This window comes from Chitinophaga pendula (assembly GCF_020386615.1).
Taxonomy (GTDB): domain Bacteria; phylum Bacteroidota; class Bacteroidia; order Chitinophagales; family Chitinophagaceae; genus Chitinophaga; species Chitinophaga pendula.
In genome coordinates this window covers 1,999,309-2,017,407 of the sequence record NZ_CP077769.1, presented here as the reverse complement: position 1 = coordinate 2,017,407, position 18,099 = coordinate 1,999,309, and the positions used below count along the sequence as shown (strand labels likewise).

The window sequence follows — 18,099 nt, the reverse complement described above, 5'->3', positions numbered from 1 at the left end:
TATCGCTACAATGTTATTATAACGTAGGTTAATCATTTTTCTGCAGGAATACGATCAATATAGCCAGCAAACCGCTAATAGCTCCAAATTGATAGATTGCACCATAACTGAACCACCCGGCGATCAGCCCGGCAACCGGTCCGGCTATTCCCAATGAAATATCAAAAAAGGCGGCATAAGACCCCAGTGCCGTCCCTCGCATTTGAGGAGATACTTTTTTTATCGCCAGCACCCCTAAAGCAGGGAAAATAAGAGAAAAACCTGCCCCTGTAAGGCTACACCCGATCAATGCAACGGATTCGGAGCTGGCAAATCCAATTAAAAGCTGTCCGATAACCTCGATGAACAGGGAAAACAGTGCGACCTGATAGCCGCCATATTTATCCGGGAATGAAGAGAAAAACACACGGGTAAGTACATAAAACATCCCAAATGCCATAAAAGCCATAGAAGGATTCCCCCAATTTCTCTCTGCGAATAAGAGGGCGATGAAAGAAGAGATGCAGGCAAAACCTATCGAAGCAAAAGCTAATCCCAGCCCCTGTCCGGCAATCACACCAATCACCTTGTAAAACGGTGTTCTGATATGTGACTTGTCCACGGGCAGATCAGGGAGTTTAGTGGTAGAGAGCCAGCTGATAACAGACAATGCAAGAATAGTCCCAAACACATAGGTAATGCCCTGCGTCTCTTTCATCCAGATCGCAAGAGGGGCGCCGATCGCGATACCTGCATACATAGCAATGCCATTCCATGTCATGACTTTTCCCGATTTCTGGATGCCTACCAATCCTATTCCCCAGGTCAGCGCCCCGGTTACAGACATACTCTCTGCTACGCCATGCACTATCCTCGCCAACAGGATCATCCCCAATGCCAGCGATCGATGCTGGCTAAAAGTAGCTACTGCCAGGTATAAAATGCCAGATACCATTACCAGCGATATCCCCGTATAACTGCTCGCTCTGGCACCTCTGGTATCTGTCATCTTACCGGCAGAGGCTCTCGTTAATAAAGTAGCCAGTGATTGTATCCCAATGACAATGCCTACCGCCAGACTTCCATACTTTAAATCGCTTTTTATGAAGGCGGGTAGTACTCCCAGCATCATTCCGATCGTGAGGTATATCGCAAATACCGAAATGATGATTGGTACTATTATACTAAAAAATGCGGCGTCGGTTTTGTCGTTCTGTGTGACCGGTAATGTTAAAGTATTTCTTTCTGACATTTTGTATCGTTTTTATTACGTCGAATATGAACGGTGCAAAATTAGAAAGACAGCGTACGCTGAACGACGGGTATCCAATGGTTATAATAGGACAAATCATGGTTTTCGGCTCCGGAATACAGAAGCCGTCATGCCGGTGTTCTTTTTAAAGAACCGTGAAAAGTAAGTATGATCTTCGTATCCCAACTCGTACGCGATCTGTTTAATATCGAGTGGTGTATAGTGCAGTAATCTCTTCGCCTCCAGTACAATTTCCTGTGTTATCCAATAGCTTGCCGGGAACCCGGTCGCCTCCTTGACTATTTCATTGAGATACAACGGCGTAATATTAAGCAATGCGGCATAAGCCTTTACTTGTTTTAACTCCTTGAAGTTAGCAACTATCATTTGTTTAAACCGGACAATTGTATTATACTTTTGTCCAGCCATGTGCGTTATTGAATTTTGCGTCTGAACGATTTTCGATGCGATCTCTGTAATCAGCGCCTCTGCCAGTGATTTGAGCAGGGATTTCTGAAGGGGGCCCTGCTCTTGAACGACCTCTTCTATCAGCGGCGCAATTTTAAAAGAAATGTCATCTGCCTGTGCGATAGCTGCCTGCTGTGTATTAAGGTAGGTATCGAAGATCTCCCGGCATTGTTTTGAGATCATCCCGGTCTCTACAAAGGTGATCCATCCTTCACAATGTTTCTTCTCAATGTATCGATGCACCTGCCCTGGTGTAACATAACACAGGCAGGCACCTTCCAGCGCCACCTCGTTAAAATCCAGCTCCCATAAAGAATAGCCTTTCCGTTGGATAATAAACATATAATGATCATCCCGATGGGGTACCTGCACTGAACTGTTGATCCCGCTTACCGCCTTAATTGCTACGTATATACTTTTCAACTCATGTTTATGTAGTGCTATCGTATTTTTTTTCATCGAAGAACATTATAATTATCTGATGCAAAAATACGAAGGATATTAATGTACAGCTTGATATCCTATTGACGATCTGTCCGCTGCTCTCTCCTGCGGTTTTTGCTCAGTCCGGATAAAGCAGTATTGGCAAGTTTTTTTACGATCTATAGGTATCGGCTAACCATACAAAGGAAAACTATGAAAGCAGTCATCTTACTAGGTACACTCAAAAAGAGCGATCTTTCCAATACAGCAACGTTAACCGACTTCTTTGCAGAAAACTAGGATCACAAAAAGTCGATTGCGAAATTATCAGTCTGGTAAATGAAAATATTCTCCCCGGTACACTGCTCGATATGGGACCCGGCGACGCCTGGCCCGCTATATGGAGAAGCTGGGAACAGGCAGCTATTAGATAAAATGATCGGGCAACTGCTGAAATATGCTGCGCCTCGAATGGCTGCCAGCAAGTAATCAACAAAAAGGCTCCCTCGTAAGGAAGCCTTTCAACGTTAACAACGTACAGTTGAGGGAGGACACCCAGACAACTGACGGCTGCAGTAGGCGGAGGACAGCTAACCGGCAACCGTTTCTATGCATTAAACTGCCGTAAGTGGTGATCCAAATGCTTGTATACAAAAATACCAATCTCTGCTACTTGCATTTTACCAAAGAAATCATGGACGAAAGCCGGATTTGAGAAATGCCCATATGCAGTTACCTGCTCCATCAGTATATCTTTCTCCAGCTCTGCACCTCCCATCTTCTCTTTAATGGCAAAATCTCCCGCAGGCATATTTTTACCCATCGGCCGGTCATCTTTCACCTGACCTTTCAATGCCATTTTCCCAAATATCTTCCCTAACAACCCCTGTTTATAACGATATGATCCCCTGCCCAATACCCAGTTATTCCAGATCACACAATGCCTGATCATCTGATGGATATTCATTTTACCCCATTGCGCTTTACTTTGCGGGGTAAGCGTGTTGATCCTGGTAACTAATTCATCCCTAACGGCTTTGTCGAATACTGTTTTCATAACATTGCTTGTTTGTACTGTAAAAGTATCTCAGCGCTAAAATTCCATCACTGTGCAAAAGTGACATCAAGGGGTGCGTTTCGTGCCATTTTTCTATATACTTTTGACCTAGTAAAGTCCAGGGAATATGAAACACATTTCCATTATTATATATGAAGATGTTTTACCGACAGCAGTGGCCAATACTACTGCCTTACTGACCAGCGCCAATGAAGCGGCGGCCGGAAAAGGACGCCCGCTCCCCTTCGATATCGAACTGGTAAGTGCCGGAGATAAACAAGTACAATCGGGCATGCTCGTCCAGCTTTGTTGCAGCAAGACCATATCAGACCACTTTGATACAGATGTGGTCATTATCCCACCGATGAATACGACATCGGTAACCGTCGATGCACTATTGTCTCGCAATAACCAACTTATCAGCTGGATACAGGAGCAGTATGCTAGCCACGCACAGGTCATCAGCCTTTGTACAGGTGCTTATATACTGGCAGCATGTGGTTTATTGGATGGCATGCCTGCCACCTCGCATTGGGGTGCATTGGAAGATCTGCAAAAGAGATATCCGCTTATCAACTTCCAGGCAGATAAAGTCATCACTCACTCGAAAGGTATACTTACCGGTGGGGGTGGATTCTCTTCTCTCAATACATTACTGTACTTCATAGAGGGCCATTGTGGTAAAGAGATAGCCGTGGAGCTCAGCAAATTCTACGCACTGGACTATAGCCGCACCTCACAGCAGATATTTTCTGTTTTTTCAGGCCAGCGCTCCCATGATGATGAAGAGATACACGAAGCGCAAAGTTATATTGAAGCACATTTTAAAGTAGACCTGTCTGTAGAGGAAGTCGCCAGGCATGTGAATATGAGCAAACGGAATTTTATACGACGCTTTAAAAACGCGACGTCCTCGAATCCCATCACCTTCATTCAGCGCATAAAAGTAGAAGCCGCCAAGAGAGCGCTGGAAGAAGGAGAAACCAATATAGCTGCGGTCACCTATGATGTCGGTTATAACGACCTGCGAACATTTAGAACGGTATTTAAAAGGATCACCGGACTAACACCTGTCGAATACCGCAATAGCTATAATATCAAACGGGATAAATATACAGACTTCCGGCAAGATCAGCCTTTCGTATGATCGCAATAAATTATCTTTGGATCGATTATGACAGGAATAGACAGCTACCTTCGCTCTCAGACCACCCTTAACGATGAACACATCGAACGGATCATTGCTGCCGCTACTCCCAGGTCCCTTCGTCGTAATGAATGGCTGCTGCAACAAGGTCAGATATGCAGGCATAAGACCTTTGTTGCCAAGGGGTTGCTCCGGATCTATGGTACCACAAATGACGGTGGCGAACATATCCTGCAGTTCTCACAGGAAGGTCACTGGACGGTGGATGCCGAAAGTTATCATCGCCAGAATCCCTCAGCATTTAATATCTCCGCAGTAGAACCCAGCCAGATATTACTCTGGACAAAAACAGACTTCGACCAGCTGTTAGCCGATATTCCCCAACTGGCTTTTTTTTCCCAACAGCTGGTACAACTGAATATCTATGATAACCGTCAGCGACTATTCACTACGCTGAGTGCAACTCCTGAAGAAAAATACAGCGCTTTTATCCGTGCATATCCCGATTTGCTGAACAGGCTCCCCTTACATATGATCGCTGCTTATCTTGGCCTTTCCTTAAAGACACTCACCCGCATCCGCCACGCACAACTACATCGCTAGTTCAAAATATGGTCAAATGACCACGTTTTCCGGCATGTATTGACTCAATTTTGATAATCAAAATAAGTCATTCATTATGCAAGTATTTGTTACAGGAGCTTCTGGATTCGTAGGCTCCGCTATCGTCAAAGAACTATTACAGGCAGGTCACCAGGTACTCGGCTTGGCCCGCACAGACAATGCAGCGGAAAAACTATTGGCGGCCGGCGCCAACGTACATCGCGGAAATCTTGATGACCTCAGAACAATCAAAGAAGGTGCTGCAGATTGCGATGCCGTCATTCATACCGCGTTTAACCATGATTTCAGTCGCTTCAAAGCCAGTTGTGAAGAAGATCGACAGGTCATCGAGACATTGGGCGAAGCCCTGACTGGCACCGACCGTCCCCTGGTGATCACCTCCGGAGTAGGCCTGTTGAACTATGGCCGGTTGGTAACGGAAAAGGATCAGCCAGCCTCATCCGACACCATTCCCCGTGCTGCTACAGAGGAAGCAGCCAATGCACTCGCCGCCAAAGGTGTGAACACTTACATTGTAAGGCTCCCTCCCACCGTACATGGCCCCGGCGATCATGGCTTTATATCGATGATCATCAATATCGCCAGAGAGAAAGGCCAAGCGGCATATATTGGAGAAGGCCTCAACCGCTGGCCTGCCGTACACCGGTATGATGCCGCGAACCTCTACCGGCTGATCATAGAAAAACAACCTACACAAAGGGTTTTCCATGCTGTCGCCGAAGAAGGAATCCCATTCCGGCAGATAGCGACCAGCATCGGAGAAGCCCTCCAAGTACCCGTTACGGGCCTGGACACGCAGGCAGCAACTGCCTTTTTCGAATGGTTTACTCATTTCGCGGCCATAGATTGTCCGGCATCCAGTGAACAAACACGTCAGACACTGGGTTGGATACCTCAACACCCGGAGCTGTCAGCAGAGCTGGTCCCCGGAATATATTTTTAACGATATGGTACATAAGCCTCTTGCCAAAACAAGAGGCTTTTTTAAAATCCTTAACTAGGATGCATACACACATTTTCCTACTTTTATAAAGACTCCTTTTACAAACCTCCAAAACATTACCCCCTGTACACATCCAGGTATGTCAACCTCTTTTTTATGGCATGCGCCATTGATACTGTCTTTTTCGCCTGTAACAAATCATCGGTAATACCCTCCGAACCCTTTCCAATGTCAGCACCGCTACGATCGGCACCATTGCCGTTGCATGGAGCGCAGATGGTAATACGGCCGTTAGCGGTGGATGGCTGAATACCTCCCCACCTATCGTATCGATCTGCACAGCGGTGCATATCTCCGCCCACTACCTGGAACGTTACTTCCATGGCATAAATGCCAGTGACTTCAAGAAAAGAGCGAGTCGGGTCTCATCAGCGTAAGACGCCTACCTATGGCCGGGTACCGGGCGCTCCCAGCATCTCATCACCCAACTCGGCGGAGATACGCAGGAATAACTCCATATCATTCATTTCATCTGGGGCACTCCCATCTGCTTTACCTGGGAGCCCTACTTCGCGGATCAACCGCGCAAAACCACTGGGGCTAGCTATACAGGTGGCGATCGCCTCGGTAGTACCCGTATTACATACCGCATGAGGAGTGGACTTGGGTATAAAAACAAATTCACCTGGCTGCAGAACCGTAACCTGCCCTTTCTGATAAACGGACAGCTCTCCCTCTTTTACCATGATCAATTCAGAGTACTGGTGATGCTGGTGAGGCGGCACATCTATCCCGGGCGCAAACGTGCCCTCTATCAGGTCATAACTGCCATTCGTATCCTGTTCATCTATCAGGATAGTAAGTTTTCCATTAAAGATCCAAAACGATTGTTGCATAGTAGTTGGTTAAAAGTTTATGCCAATGCTCAAAACTGCAACGGTTTATTGATACTGAAAAACAGGCTGGTCCGGCAAAGAAAGTATTTAACGTTATTTAACGTTTAGCAGCAATTAGCAACCGTCACAATGGGAACGCTCCCGGAGAATTATACAGCAGACATAACAGATAGTCTTCGTATATACGTACCTTTGCGGCCATTCTGCAAACAACCTAAAAACTTATGAGAGCAAGAACGTTATTTATCTTTATAGCCACTGTATTGTCCCTTACTGCCTGCAAAAAAGACGAAGTAAGGCAAGTGATCAAAAAGCCCTATGCCAATGGTGTATTACTCCTGAGCAACAGCAGCAAAGAAACAAATGGGCCTTCCGAACTCTCCTTCATAGACGAGCAGGGCAAGCTTACATTAAATATCTTCTCGACCATTAATACCGGGAAAACATTGTCCGCTGCCGCCACGAGCATCACTCACTTTAATAACCGCTACTATATTACTTCTATCGATGGTCCTAATCACCTGACAGTGATCGACGAACAAACCCTGAAGCTGGACTATACCATTACCCAATCCGGGATCGCGAAAGTAGCCTACTTTACCACCACAGATGGCAAAACAGGATATGTGAATGTCACTGACAAACGCAAAGCGGGTCTATATGCCGTAGATCTCTCCGCTAAGACCATCACCGGTACCAGCATCCCGGACAGCAAAGACGTACCCCTCATTCCAATTAGCACCGTCAACAATAGCGTGGTGACCGGCGCCGGCAAACGCCTGGTAAAAGTTGACAATAACCAGCTGCAGACATTATATACCTATAAAGAGAACGTAGCCGGTGTAGTTAAAACAGCCGGTAAAACCGTATGGATAGGGGTACAGGGTTTCACTAACAAACCTAAATTCATAAAACTGGATCAGACCCTTATCGCTGTTGACTCCGTAGAACTCGATAATAATAATTTCAAGTTACCGGCCAATGGCATACTGACCGCTTCTGGTACCGACGAATTCATCTACTGGCAGGAAACTTCGCTGGGCGTATTATGTCGCTTTAATACCCTCACCAAAGTGGCAGAGAAACTGATCGACCACCCTACTGCTGGTATCATGTACGCCACCGCCTGGAAAATAGATCCCCGGAATGGCGATATTTACATCGCAGATACGCCCGACCTATTCTCCGGAGACCTATATAGCCACCTGTACATCTTCGACAAAAATGGTAAAAGTAAACGCGTGATAAAGAATGTCGGCTACGCTGTATCAGATATCATATTTACTAATTAATACCCACAAACAAATACCCCCCGCTATGAACATTGTACCGCAAATCGCCAAACACTTCCGGGATGTACACACCGGTGGCAACTGGACCAGCGTCAACTTGAAAGATACGCTGACAGGTATCTCCTGGCAACAGGCAACTACCCGCGTCCATAACCTGAACACGATCGCCGTACTGGTATTTCATATTAACTATTACGTAGATGCCGTACTGAAAGTACTAAAAGGACAACCGCTGGAAGCAAATGATAAATTTAGCTTCGACCTACCTCCCATTAACTCGGAAGCAGAATGGCAACAACTGGTACAGAAAGCACTGCAAGATGCAGCAGCATTCTCAGCGGAAATAGAAAAATTGGAAGAGCAACGCTTGTTAACAGATTTTGCCGATCCTAAATATGGCAATTATTACAGAAATATTACGGGCATTGTTGAACATACACATTATCATCTCGGTCAGATCGTATTGATCAAAAAGATCCTGAACGAAAATAATTCGCCCGTTTAATGGTACAAAAAGGATATGACAAGGAGAGATGTTGTAACCGCATCTCTCCTTGCATATCTAAGCCCCTTAAGGATTCGTTTGCGTAGCATCCTCCGGCAACGAAACTTCCTGTGGCGCACCGGAAAGGTCCCGGTCAAATTCATACAGGTTAACGTTATTTTTCTTATCCGTGCTGGCTAGTTCATATTTATCGAACAGTTCCAGTACCAGCGTCTCTTCCTCTATCTGCTCTTTCACAAACCATTGCAGGAAGTTCCACGTAGCCCAGTCCTCCTCTCTCAACGCCAGCGATACCAGCTTATTGATCGAAGCTGAATTATCAAATTCATGTTGTATTGCCATCTCGAAAAGATCCTTCAAATCTTTAGGCTCCGGCAACACCGCAGGGATCTGGTTAATCCGGCAATACCCCTGGCGCGTATTGATATACTTCAAAAATTTCATCATATGATTCCGCTCTTCCGCTGAGTGCCGGTACATAAAATCGGCGACCCCGGCATATCCCTGGTTCTCTGCCCAGGATGCCAATGCCAGGTATACTTCCGCTGCATGTGCTTCTCTGGTCATCTGCTCATTCAGCGATTTCTCCATGGTTGCCGAAATACGTTTCTTTTCAAGCATAATTTCTGTTTTTGAGTGTGATCGATACCGTCCCGCTCATAGGGACTACAAGATGTGTCTCCAAACCGTGCTCAACATCTGTACCAAAGCCAATAACCCCGCTACACCGCCTTTTCCAACAGCAGACAGTACTTGAATTTCAACAATTGTGTAATATATTACACAGCAAACCACCTTATACAAACCCACTCCGCATGAACGTTAAAAGAATAGTGGCCAATATCAATGCTGCAGACATCCACGCTGCCAGCTCCTTTTACGGCGACATACTGGGACTGGATATATTGATGGACCATGGCTGGATCACCACCTATGGCAATAAACATCATATGGACGTACAGATAAGTATCGCTAATCACGGAGGCAACGATACACCTACACCGGACTTATCAATAGAGGTAGACGATGTTGAAGCCGCCTTTCAACAAATGCAGCAAGCAGGCTTTCATATTACCTACCCGCTCACCGACGAGCCCTGGGGCGTCCGCCGATTCTATGTCATCGATCCCTTCGGCAAACTGGTCAATATACTCACACATCTCGGATAAGCAGTGCGATGATATTACCTGCTCACCGGAATACCTTCGTGCCTCACCAAATCATATCACGATGCGTACACTAACCGGCTTCACATCAGTGCCGCGTACAGCGCTGAAAACAATCAAAGGCGGTGGCACTCCCACCCCGGCACCTTATTGCCAGGCATACACCTGCCGCGGCATACAGGTATGCCCAACTTGGTGCTATTGCCAGCAGGATAACATCTTCCTCTGCCAATGGCGATAACCAAAGCATGCTAAAATTCACGTAAATGCATTTACAGAACGGCCGCCTTCCTCCCGGAAGATGGCCGTTTTACATCCTGCCAAAGTATCCTTACTTTTATTCCTAAAAAACATGCAAGCGCAGGAAGAAAAGCAATTACAAATCTTTATCACCCAACTTTACCCGCTCCCTCCTGCAGCATTGTCAGCATTCTGCTCCGGCTGGCAACCTCTCACCGTAAAACGTAAGACCGTCCTGACCGTAGCCGGAGAAACAGAAAAACACCTCTACTTCGTAGTAGATGGCGTACAAAGAGCCTTCTACCTCGGAGAAGATCACAAAGAAGCTACCGTCGTATTTACATACCCTCCCTCCTTCAGCGGCATAGCAGATAGCTTCCTCACCCAAACCCCTTCCGCCTATTTCCTAGAAACACTCACCGCCAGCAGGCTACTACGTATCAACTACGACACGATCACCCAGCTATCCCAACAATACACCTCCATCAGGGATATGCTGCTGCAAACTACCGCCCACGTGCTAAAAGGCGTACTCGCACGCCAGGTAGAACTACAGTGCTACAGCAATGAAGAAAAGTTCACCACCCTCCTCCGCAGAAGCCCGCAGCTGCTGCAACTCGTACCTCACAAATACATCGCCTCCTATCTCGGCATCGACGCCACTAACTTCAGTAAACTATATAGCAGCGTAAAGATCTGAATCTTGGTAAATACCAATGTTTAACCAGACATTACGTCAGACCTTTGTATAGTCAAATACAGCATTAATATGAAAACTATTAACAGTAAGGTGCTCCTCGAAGACCTGCAGGCAGATGTCCGCCGTATTATCACCGCCGCCGGCGAACTGAAACAACGATCTATGATGACACTGGAAGCACAATCTGCACCAGGCCAATGGAGCGTCGCACAGGTGCTGGAACATCTCAATATCTATTGCAGGTTCTATCTTCCCGCCATCGAAAACAAACTACACCTGCACCAGAATCAATCCCGCCCGCAATTCAAACCTGGCTGGCTGGGCGACTACTTCACCAAACTAATGCTCCCCCGCCAGGATAATACCATCGCCCGTAAAATGAAAGCGCCTAAAAACGCCATCCCAGCCAGCCATCCCGATGCACATCAGATGCTGGAAGAATTTATTAATCATCAGCATCAGCTGCTCCTATTGTTACAGGTAGCCGCTACCGCCGATCTCCAAAAGATCAGAATACCTATCTCTATCAGTCGTATGATCAGGCTGAAACTGGGCGATACCTTACGTTTCGTTATCGCCCATCAACAAAGACATTTCCTACAGATACAAAATATATACTGGAAGGGATTAACAAAGTTGCCGACAAATACAGCAGGATAACAGCTACGCATCCATCGTAAAAGGTATCGGTTGACCATTACCATCCAGTACTTCTATGATCTCCATTCCGGAGCGCCATATCTCTTGCAGGATGGTCCGCAATTCTTCCAACGACGAAGCCTCCTGCTCATAGATCGCTACATCATCCATAGAAAATGTACATACGAAGACACCTCTTTCCCGTTGCTCAGCTATCCGTCGCTGCTCCTGCTCCTCCGCAGCGATGGCCGCATTGACTTCCAACAGCGACATATCACCTGCCAATATCGTGGTATGTCGCTGCAATAATTCAGCTATACCGCACAAATAACGATCATATACCTCATACCCGCCTTGCAGATATCCATCCGCCAGATCACTACAACGGATCACATCGCCCGGCGAAGTATACAGGGCCTCTAATTGCCGGATATAATCGGTAAACAGCGGTAAGGAAGGATCGATCAACTGTACAAAATACCCGTTGAGCTTTACCCAGACAGGTGTCTCATACGTGAACTCAAACCAGATATCAATAGTCACTTGTAAACTACTTGCTTCAAAATGATATTCATAAGCGATCTGCCGCTCTTCAAAAGCACCAAATCCATACGCCGCCAGAAAACCAAAATGACGTGCGATCATCTCCCGGATATCTTCATATAAACTAAGCGATGCCATAATATTGTTTTCATTTGATCGTATTACCTGGCTCAAAGGAGGCCAGTTCTTCTTTAAATCCTTTGATCAATGCCTGCATAGGCTTATTGGTCTCCAGTATACGGCACAATACAATAGCCCCCTCCATTGCAGCAAACATCTTAAAGGCAAATGCATCCGCCTTTAAGGCGGGCAACCACTCTCCTGCCTGAATACCTTTTTTCAGGATACCGGCAAATGCCTGCTGTGCCTCCAGTACGGCCTCCTTCACCCGTTGCCGGATAACCGGGTGATGATCGTCTACCTCCACGCCGATGTTTAAGATCGGACAACCGCCTTTCACATGAAAGTCCAAAGGTGCCTTGTGCAGATCCAGGTAAGCATAGATCTTTTTCTTGGCTGTCGTCGCCGATCGTAACCGGGCACGGATATTGTCAGCCGCCAGCTGCAGCAAGTGATCCACTGTCTGCCGGGCCAGGTCCTCCCGGTCGTCAAACAGGTTATACAGGCAGCCCCTGGCCACACTGGCAGCCGCCAGCACATCATCTACCGTCGTCCCCGCAATACCCCTTTCATTAAATATAGGCGCTGCCTGCTCAATGATATGCTGACGTGTTTTCTCTCCTTTCTTCATATATGCGTTGTAATTATACCAGCGATTCAATAACAATAGCTGAAGCCCCACCGCCGCCATTACAAATAGCCGCTACTCCATAACGCCCGCCTTCCTGCCTTAATACAGAAGTTAGCGTCACCAATATACGCGCGCCGGAAGCGCCTAGCGGATGCCCGATGGCCACCGCCCCACCGTAAACATTCAATTTGTCTGCCGGAATGCCCAACAGCTGCTGATTGGCTAACGCTACAGCAGCATAAGCCTCATTGATCTCATAATAATCGATCTGATCGCCGCGCAGCCCCGCCAGCTCCAATGCTTTGGGAATAGCCTGTGAGGGAGCTGTCGTAAACCATTCCGGTGCCTGCGCCGCATCCGCATACGATAATATACGCGCAATAGGTTGCAGCCCATACTTCGCCACACTGCCGGCAGAGGCCAGCAACAACGCCGCCGCACCGTCATTCAGATTGCTGGCATTAGCAGCCGTTACCGTACCGCCGGGCACAAATACCGGAGGCAACTGTCCCACTTTCTCCGGTATCACCTTATAAATATCTTCATCCTCCGATACCAATATCGTTTCCTTCTTCTGCACTACCGGCACCGGCACGATCTCCTGACTGAATTTCCCTCGCTTGGTAGCCGCAATAGCCCGCTCATAAGAGGCCAATGCATACGCATCCTGCACCTCCCTCGACAATTGATAGGTACGGGCGCATAACTCGGCAGACACCCCCATGTGCGCCTGGTCATAAGCATCCGTCAATCCGTCCTTCAATACCCCGTCCATCGACGTCACATCACCATATTTATGTCCCTTCCTGAAATAACTGTAGTGCGGTACATTACTCATACTCTCCATACCCCCCGTCAGCACCAGCTGACCCAATCCCAGTTGTATCTGCTGCGCACCGAGCATCGTCGCCTTCATCCCGGAGGCGCATACTTTGTTGATAGTCGTCGCATCCGTCGTTACAGGTATCTTGCTTAATATCGCTGCCTGCCGGGCAGGCGATTGTCCTACGCCCGCACTGAGCACATTACCAAAATAAACGGCATCGATATGCTCCGGTGAGATATTACAGTGCTGATAGCTATGCTGTATCGGATAAGTAGCCAGTTGCGGAGCTGCAATGCCTGACAGACTTCCGAGGTAACCGCCCGTTGGGGTCCGGAAAGCGGCTACAATAAATACGTCTTTCATAATAACAGGTTTATGTGGAATAAATTTGTTGCGAATCAAATTTAGACAAAATTGTCTGTTTTTATGCCCCCACCCCGCTTCCGTCCCCACATTTTATGTACCTTGCCTTTAAACTAGTTACTCATGTCACAGGTAAAATGGTTCGAACGCCAGTTCGACTTCACCATCACACAAAATATCTTCCCTGGTATACTGGAACGCCTGATGGGTACCCCCGCCCGCCTCGAAGAAAAGCTGCGTAGCATACCCCCTGCACAACAGCTCTTCCGCACAGACAACTCCTGGACCATCAAAGAAAATATAGGCCACCTCAGCGATCTGGAACCCCTTTGGCAACAACGCTTCAACGATATCCTCGAAGGCAAGGAAAAACTAAGCGTCACCGACCTGCAGAACACCAGGACCACCACCGCCAATCATGACGACGTACCTACGGAAGAACTGCTACAGCGTTTCCGGCAGATCAGGCAGCAAACCATCGATATGCTCAGCACCGTCGATGAATCAGTCATATTCAGGTCCGCCCTGCACCCCCGGCTGCTCACGCCCATGCGCACCCTGGATCATTTCATGTTCGTAGCCGATCATGACGATCACCACCTCGCAAGAATAACAGAATTGGCTAAACGCTATAATGAGGCCAATCGCCCCTGATAAAAAATAACCTGCCCGATCCCGCCTGCATAGCTGACAATACCCATACATCAGCTAACGGGACCTTTTTTTTAGCACCCAAAGATTCCGCCCAAATCCATATCTTGAGCTACCACCTGCGAAAACCCTTTGAACCCGAAATGATTCCACGACATATTTTCAAATTCCACTTTTCACGTTTAAACTCAGGTCACAATGAAACAATTCTTCCTGTACACGTTGCTGTGTCTCCTATCAGCCCCGCTGGTAAAAGCACAGCAAACACCCGCAAGAGTACCGGGTAGTCCCTACCCCGCCACAGCCGTACCCGACCGGCTGTTCCTTACCTCCGAAAACTATACCGCTTCGCAACGTATCGCCCTGCAAACACTTATGGGCGTCACCGCGCGTACCAAACCGGAGATACTTCGCGACATGTACGGACACCGGCAGCTGGTAGAAAAAGCGGGCATTACCGTCGACGATCGCTATTATATGGACTTCAGCGGCCTCCTCACCCATTTCGCAGGCAGGCTCACCGGCTACATCCTCTGTAATCCAAAAGACAGGTCCACTAACGTCGCTATCTCCCTGGCCGGTATCATGAACGCAGTGGCCATCCCGGCAGACATAGAGCAGATGGCCGTCAACGCCGGCCTCTCCCGCCTGCTCGATGTAAGAGGTAAAGACGAAACCTGGACATTGGCCAACTATGGCGACCAGTTCAGCCGTAGCATCGCCTCCTATCAACAGAGTAGCGACGATCGTATCTACTTCCTGGGCGACTACAGCGCCTACACCAAAGCATTCCAGTTCTGGGATGACGCCCCCACAGGCGCACTGGCCAACAGCGTATACGGCAGGATGAACAAAGGCGCCACCTTCTTCGGTTGGGGACCACAAGAATACGAGACCGTAGAACAGCTGTCCCGCCACTCCATGATGATACATCCCTCCGACTGGGCACCCAATATGTCCACCCTCACCAACATCCCCGCCCGTACACCGGCCTTCCGACAGAAAGACCCTATCAAACCGTTCGAAGTAGTCCCCAACGTACACACCGTCTGCTTCGTCATCAGCGATGGCGACAACGTACAATGGCTGCTGGGTACACACGACAACCCCGCCAACTGGAACAATCCAGACAGAGCACGCCTCCATGTCGGCTGGACTATCTCCCCCGCCCTCACCGAACTGGCACCCATCATATACGAAAAGTATGTCGACAACTGCCTTACCACCCCCGATGGCCGGAATGTCCTGATCGCCGGCCCCTCCGGCAGAGGATATTACCTCCCGGGCAGATACCCCGACGCAGACCTCGACACCGCCAATACATTACTCAACCGGTACATGAAAAAAGCCGACCTCCGCATCGTCAATATCATCGATGCCGACGATAGCGACAATAACCCGGATGCCTATCTGAAACAGGATAACATAGATGCCTTATTCTACTACAGCTACGGCGCTAATTACACCGGCAGGAATGGTAAGATCGACTGGTATAAGGACAAACCTTCCATTGGCGGCCGCTTTACCCTCTGGGGCGACCTTTCCTCCCCTGCCACACTGGCCGCCAAGCTCAACCAGATGCCTACGGATATCCACTCAGAAAATGGATACAGCCTCATCCCCGTACATATCTGGTCCCGCAGCGTAAACGATATATTGGAATGTATCCGTCAACTGGGCCCTAACGTAAGGGTGGTCGCTCCCGATGAATTCGTCTGGCTCGTCCGTAAAAACCTCCGTAACCTCCCCGCTGGCACTGGCAACGGTCTGCAGGCCTCCTACTATAAAGGCGCCAGCTTCAACCACCTCAAATACCAGCAGACAGATCGCAACATCGACTTCGACTGGGCACAAGGATCACCAGACACCTCCCGGCTGGGCACCGATCAGTTCTCCATCAGGTGGACCGGAAAAGTACAACCACTCTATAGCGGCCAATATACCTTCCACCTCCGTGCAGACGATGGCGTTAAACTCATCGTCAATGGCCGCACCTTGATCAATGAACTCCACGCAACCGGCCCTACAACCCGCTCCGCAAAGATCACCTTACAGTCAGGCAAACAGTATGATATCGAAGTAAAGTATATAGAACGTACCGGTAATGCCTATTGCCAGCTGGAATGGGAAAGCGCCTCCCAAATACGGCAGGTCATCCCTAAAGCCCAGTTGTACAGCCGGCCCGCCAACACCAGCGGCCCCGTTACCGCCTACCAGCATTGCGACTTCAATGGCTTCCATGCCGGACTGACCATCGGCCAGTACACACTGTCCGCCTTACAACAAAAAGGTATTAACGACGATGAAATTTCCTCCGTGAAAGTAAATACCGGCTACAAGGTGATCCTCTTTGAAAAGGATCACTTCCAGGGTCGCTCCATCACCCTCACGGCCAATAAAAGCACCCTCCCGGGATGGGATAACAAGGTCAGCTCCCTCAAAGTAATAGCCAATGGTGATCCTGATATCGCCGGCTCCTATACGTTCAAAAATGCCGTCAACAACCTGTTCATGGATGTGAGAGGTGGCGTCGGCGGACTGGGAGAAGGCGTCCCCCTCCAGCTATGGCAGGGCACCGGCCAGGCCAACCAAACCTTTAATCTAAAACACCTGGGCGATGGCGTCTACACCATCAATGCCTACCACAGCGCCAAAACATTAGATGTCGCTCCCCCCGCCGATGCAGAAAATGCCTACATCTGGCAATGGACACCCAGGCAAGCCAGCGGACAACAGTTCATCGCCGTACGCACCGACAGCAGCCGCTATAAGTTCATCTCCGTATTGAGTAATAAAGTGCTGTCCGTAGAAGGCGAAAACCAATCCCCCGAAGCCCGCCTCGTACAACGCAGCGATACCGGCCAGCGCTCCGCCTGCTGGACACTCACCTCGCTGCCGCCGGTAGGTAATGGCAATGGCCTCAACGGCGCCTATTACAAAGGCTTGCAATTCGACTCCCTCGTATTCGTCCGCACAGATGCCAATATCGACTTCGACTGGGGTAATGGCGCTCCCGGCGCCGGCATCCCCAACGATGGCTACTCCATCAGGTGGACCGGCAAAATAGCACCAAGATACTCAGGGGAATACACCTTCTACCTCACCAGCGACAACGGCCGCCGCCTCTGGATCAACAACCAGCTGGTAATAGATAAATGGCTCAACGACTGGGACATCGAATATAGCGGCAACATCTCCCTGACCGCCGGACAACAATACGATATCAAACTGGAATACTTCGAAGACTACGGCGGCGCCAACTGCCGGCTCAGATGGTCCAGCGCACAACAACCTAAAGAGATCATCCCGCAACAACAACTCTACTCCGCATCCACACCTGCTGCCCAACAAAAATTGCTCCTGGCAAAAGGCAATACACCTCTCACGACAATAGGCACAGGCGCCATATATCCCAATCCGGCAGCGGCCCACATAAAGCTCCGGTTCAAAGGACAACAGGCTAATATCAGCATATGCGATGTAACAGGTAAAGAAGTACTGACCGCCCACAACGTACGGCCAGACACACCAATAGATATATCCCGGTTGAAAGAAGGAATGTACTTCGTACAGATGGAAATAGAGGGCGTGAAAACAACCCGGCCATTCATAAAACAAGCAGGCAACTGATCTC

General features: G+C 48.5%; 21 protein-coding genes. 12 read left to right on the top strand and 9 right to left on the bottom strand.

Annotated elements, in window-relative coordinates:
- Positions 1-28: 28 nt before the first annotated feature.
- Entirely contained in the window at positions 29-1,231 is a 1,203-nt protein-coding gene (locus KTO58_RS07850) for an MFS transporter (protein WP_225860122.1), read from the bottom strand.
- 96 nt (positions 1,232-1,327) lie between these two features.
- Positions 1,328-2,158: a helix-turn-helix domain-containing protein gene (locus KTO58_RS07845; protein WP_095839913.1), complete on the bottom strand. Its 831-nt coding sequence runs from the start codon at positions 2,156-2,158 to the stop codon at positions 1,328-1,330.
- Positions 2,159-2,461: 303 nt separating this feature from the next.
- On the opposite strand from KTO58_RS07845, the gene KTO58_RS07840 reads away from it, so the two are divergent.
- A complete protein-coding gene (locus KTO58_RS07840; protein ID WP_157753115.1) occupies positions 2,462-2,611 on the top strand; it encodes a hypothetical protein in 150 nt (49 codons plus the stop codon).
- A 118-nt stretch (positions 2,612-2,729) separates the two neighbouring features.
- Here KTO58_RS07840 and KTO58_RS07835 read toward each other — a convergent pair whose 3' ends face one another.
- Entirely contained in the window at positions 2,730-3,179 is a 450-nt protein-coding gene (locus KTO58_RS07835; RefSeq protein ID WP_095839914.1) for a DinB family protein, read from the bottom strand.
- A gap of 127 nt (positions 3,180-3,306) precedes the next feature.
- Between KTO58_RS07835 and KTO58_RS07830 the strand changes: the two genes are divergently transcribed.
- From KTO58_RS07830 to KTO58_RS07820, 3 genes are all read left to right on the top strand, one after another.
- On the top strand, positions 3,307-4,326 hold the full coding sequence (locus KTO58_RS07830; RefSeq protein WP_095839915.1) for a GlxA family transcriptional regulator: 1,020 nt from the start codon (positions 3,307-3,309) through the stop codon (positions 4,324-4,326).
- A gap of 27 nt (positions 4,327-4,353) precedes the next feature.
- Positions 4,354-4,929, top strand: coding sequence for a Crp/Fnr family transcriptional regulator (locus KTO58_RS07825; RefSeq protein WP_095839916.1), 576 nt, complete (start codon positions 4,354-4,356; stop codon positions 4,927-4,929).
- A 76-nt stretch (positions 4,930-5,005) separates the two neighbouring features.
- Positions 5,006-5,893 carry an SDR family oxidoreductase gene (locus KTO58_RS07820; protein WP_095839917.1) on the top strand — a complete coding sequence of 296 codons (888 nt, stop codon included), beginning with the start codon at positions 5,006-5,008 and terminating at the stop codon, positions 5,891-5,893.
- Between the two features lie 116 nt (positions 5,894-6,009).
- On the opposite strand, the gene KTO58_RS07815 is transcribed toward KTO58_RS07820, so the two are convergent.
- Together KTO58_RS07815 and KTO58_RS07810 are read right to left on the bottom strand one after the other, a co-directional pair.
- On the bottom strand, positions 6,010-6,276 hold the full coding sequence (locus tag KTO58_RS07815) for a hypothetical protein (protein ID WP_095839918.1): 267 nt from the start codon (positions 6,274-6,276) through the stop codon (positions 6,010-6,012).
- A gap of 63 nt (positions 6,277-6,339) precedes the next feature.
- Positions 6,340-6,789, bottom strand: a complete 450-nt coding sequence (locus KTO58_RS07810; RefSeq protein ID WP_095839919.1) for a cupin domain-containing protein — start codon at positions 6,787-6,789, stop codon at positions 6,340-6,342.
- Between the two features lie 224 nt (positions 6,790-7,013).
- On the opposite strand from KTO58_RS07810, the gene KTO58_RS07805 reads away from it, so the two are divergent.
- Together KTO58_RS07805 and KTO58_RS07800 are read left to right on the top strand one after the other, a co-directional pair.
- Positions 7,014-8,081 carry a DUF5074 domain-containing protein gene (locus KTO58_RS07805; RefSeq protein ID WP_095839920.1) on the top strand — a complete coding sequence of 356 codons (1,068 nt, stop codon included), beginning with the start codon at positions 7,014-7,016 and terminating at the stop codon, positions 8,079-8,081.
- Positions 8,082-8,106: 25 nt separating this feature from the next.
- On the top strand, positions 8,107-8,586 hold the full coding sequence (locus KTO58_RS07800) for a DinB family protein (protein WP_095839921.1): 480 nt from the start codon (positions 8,107-8,109) through the stop codon (positions 8,584-8,586).
- A gap of 66 nt (positions 8,587-8,652) precedes the next feature.
- Here KTO58_RS07800 and KTO58_RS07795 read toward each other — a convergent pair whose 3' ends face one another.
- A complete protein-coding gene (locus KTO58_RS07795) occupies positions 8,653-9,207 on the bottom strand; it encodes a ferritin (RefSeq protein ID WP_095839922.1) in 555 nt (184 codons plus the stop codon).
- A gap of 194 nt (positions 9,208-9,401) precedes the next feature.
- Between KTO58_RS07795 and KTO58_RS07790 the strand changes: the two genes are divergently transcribed.
- The 4 genes from KTO58_RS07790 (at position 9,402) to KTO58_RS07775 (ending at position 11,352) form a co-directional block, all read left to right on the top strand.
- Positions 9,402-9,755: a glyoxalase superfamily protein gene (locus KTO58_RS07790; protein ID WP_095839923.1), complete on the top strand. Its 354-nt coding sequence runs from the start codon at positions 9,402-9,404 to the stop codon at positions 9,753-9,755.
- Between the two features lie 61 nt (positions 9,756-9,816).
- Positions 9,817-9,993 carry a hypothetical protein gene (locus KTO58_RS07785; RefSeq protein ID WP_157753116.1) on the top strand — a complete coding sequence of 59 codons (177 nt, stop codon included), beginning with the start codon at positions 9,817-9,819 and terminating at the stop codon, positions 9,991-9,993.
- 111 nt (positions 9,994-10,104) lie between these two features.
- On the top strand, positions 10,105-10,692 hold the full coding sequence (locus KTO58_RS07780; protein ID WP_095839924.1) for a Crp/Fnr family transcriptional regulator: 588 nt from the start codon (positions 10,105-10,107) through the stop codon (positions 10,690-10,692).
- Positions 10,693-10,761: 69 nt separating this feature from the next.
- Entirely contained in the window at positions 10,762-11,352 is a 591-nt protein-coding gene (locus tag KTO58_RS07775) for a DinB family protein (protein WP_095839925.1), read from the top strand.
- A gap of 3 nt (positions 11,353-11,355) precedes the next feature.
- Here KTO58_RS07775 and KTO58_RS07770 read toward each other — a convergent pair whose 3' ends face one another.
- From KTO58_RS07770 to KTO58_RS07760, 3 genes are read right to left on the bottom strand one after another with little or no spacing between them, the layout of a single operon-like run.
- The gene (locus tag KTO58_RS07770) at positions 11,356-12,012 is read right to left on the bottom strand and encodes a hypothetical protein (protein WP_095839926.1); all 657 of its coding nucleotides are present in this window, start codon (positions 12,010-12,012) and stop codon (positions 11,356-11,358) included.
- 10 nt (positions 12,013-12,022) lie between these two features.
- Positions 12,023-12,625, bottom strand: coding sequence for a TetR/AcrR family transcriptional regulator (locus tag KTO58_RS07765; RefSeq protein ID WP_198314981.1), 603 nt, complete (start codon positions 12,623-12,625; stop codon positions 12,023-12,025).
- A 13-nt stretch (positions 12,626-12,638) separates the two neighbouring features.
- Positions 12,639-13,814, bottom strand: a complete 1,176-nt coding sequence (locus KTO58_RS07760; RefSeq protein ID WP_095839928.1) for an acetyl-CoA C-acyltransferase — start codon at positions 13,812-13,814, stop codon at positions 12,639-12,641.
- A gap of 123 nt (positions 13,815-13,937) precedes the next feature.
- Between KTO58_RS07760 and KTO58_RS07755 the strand changes: the two genes are divergently transcribed.
- Together KTO58_RS07755 and KTO58_RS07750 are read left to right on the top strand one after the other, a co-directional pair.
- Positions 13,938-14,468: a DinB family protein gene (locus tag KTO58_RS07755; protein WP_095839929.1), complete on the top strand. Its 531-nt coding sequence runs from the start codon at positions 13,938-13,940 to the stop codon at positions 14,466-14,468.
- 195 nt (positions 14,469-14,663) lie between these two features.
- On the top strand, positions 14,664-18,095 hold the full coding sequence (locus tag KTO58_RS07750) for a PA14 domain-containing protein (protein ID WP_095839930.1): 3,432 nt from the start codon (positions 14,664-14,666) through the stop codon (positions 18,093-18,095).
- The last annotated feature ends 4 nt before the right edge of the window (positions 18,096-18,099 follow it).

What these genes read in the sequence shown, in the direction of transcription:
- KTO58_RS07850 (WP_225860122.1), bottom strand. Translation starts at nt 1,231, where the DNA reads ATGTCAGAAAGAAATACTTTAACATTACCGGTCACACAGAACGACAAA.
- KTO58_RS07845 (WP_095839913.1), bottom strand. Translation starts at nt 2,158, where the DNA reads ATGAAAAAAAATACGATAGCACTACATAAACATGAGTTGAAAAGTATA.
- KTO58_RS07840 (WP_157753115.1), top strand. Translation starts at nt 2,462, where the DNA reads ATGAAAATATTCTCCCCGGTACACTGCTCGATATGGGACCCGGCGACG.
- KTO58_RS07835 (WP_095839914.1), bottom strand. Translation starts at nt 3,179, where the DNA reads ATGAAAACAGTATTCGACAAAGCCGTTAGGGATGAATTAGTTACCAGG.
- KTO58_RS07830 (WP_095839915.1), top strand. Translation starts at nt 3,307, where the DNA reads ATGAAACACATTTCCATTATTATATATGAAGATGTTTTACCGACAGCA.
- KTO58_RS07825 (WP_095839916.1), top strand. Translation starts at nt 4,354, where the DNA reads ATGACAGGAATAGACAGCTACCTTCGCTCTCAGACCACCCTTAACGAT.
- KTO58_RS07820 (WP_095839917.1), top strand. Translation starts at nt 5,006, where the DNA reads ATGCAAGTATTTGTTACAGGAGCTTCTGGATTCGTAGGCTCCGCTATC.
- KTO58_RS07815 (WP_095839918.1), bottom strand. Translation starts at nt 6,276, where the DNA reads ATGGAAGTAACGTTCCAGGTAGTGGGCGGAGATATGCACCGCTGTGCA.
- KTO58_RS07810 (WP_095839919.1), bottom strand. Translation starts at nt 6,789, where the DNA reads ATGCAACAATCGTTTTGGATCTTTAATGGAAAACTTACTATCCTGATA.
- KTO58_RS07805 (WP_095839920.1), top strand. Translation starts at nt 7,014, where the DNA reads ATGAGAGCAAGAACGTTATTTATCTTTATAGCCACTGTATTGTCCCTT.
- KTO58_RS07800 (WP_095839921.1), top strand. Translation starts at nt 8,107, where the DNA reads ATGAACATTGTACCGCAAATCGCCAAACACTTCCGGGATGTACACACC.
- KTO58_RS07795 (WP_095839922.1), bottom strand. Translation starts at nt 9,207, where the DNA reads ATGCTTGAAAAGAAACGTATTTCGGCAACCATGGAGAAATCGCTGAAT.
- KTO58_RS07790 (WP_095839923.1), top strand. Translation starts at nt 9,402, where the DNA reads ATGAACGTTAAAAGAATAGTGGCCAATATCAATGCTGCAGACATCCAC.
- KTO58_RS07785 (WP_157753116.1), top strand. Translation starts at nt 9,817, where the DNA reads ATGCGTACACTAACCGGCTTCACATCAGTGCCGCGTACAGCGCTGAAA.
- KTO58_RS07780 (WP_095839924.1), top strand. Translation starts at nt 10,105, where the DNA reads ATGCAAGCGCAGGAAGAAAAGCAATTACAAATCTTTATCACCCAACTT.
- KTO58_RS07775 (WP_095839925.1), top strand. Translation starts at nt 10,762, where the DNA reads ATGAAAACTATTAACAGTAAGGTGCTCCTCGAAGACCTGCAGGCAGAT.
- KTO58_RS07770 (WP_095839926.1), bottom strand. Translation starts at nt 12,012, where the DNA reads ATGGCATCGCTTAGTTTATATGAAGATATCCGGGAGATGATCGCACGT.
- KTO58_RS07765 (WP_198314981.1), bottom strand. Translation starts at nt 12,625, where the DNA reads ATGAAGAAAGGAGAGAAAACACGTCAGCATATCATTGAGCAGGCAGCG.
- KTO58_RS07760 (WP_095839928.1), bottom strand. Translation starts at nt 13,814, where the DNA reads ATGAAAGACGTATTTATTGTAGCCGCTTTCCGGACCCCAACGGGCGGT.
- KTO58_RS07755 (WP_095839929.1), top strand. Translation starts at nt 13,938, where the DNA reads ATGTCACAGGTAAAATGGTTCGAACGCCAGTTCGACTTCACCATCACA.
- KTO58_RS07750 (WP_095839930.1), top strand. Translation starts at nt 14,664, where the DNA reads ATGAAACAATTCTTCCTGTACACGTTGCTGTGTCTCCTATCAGCCCCG.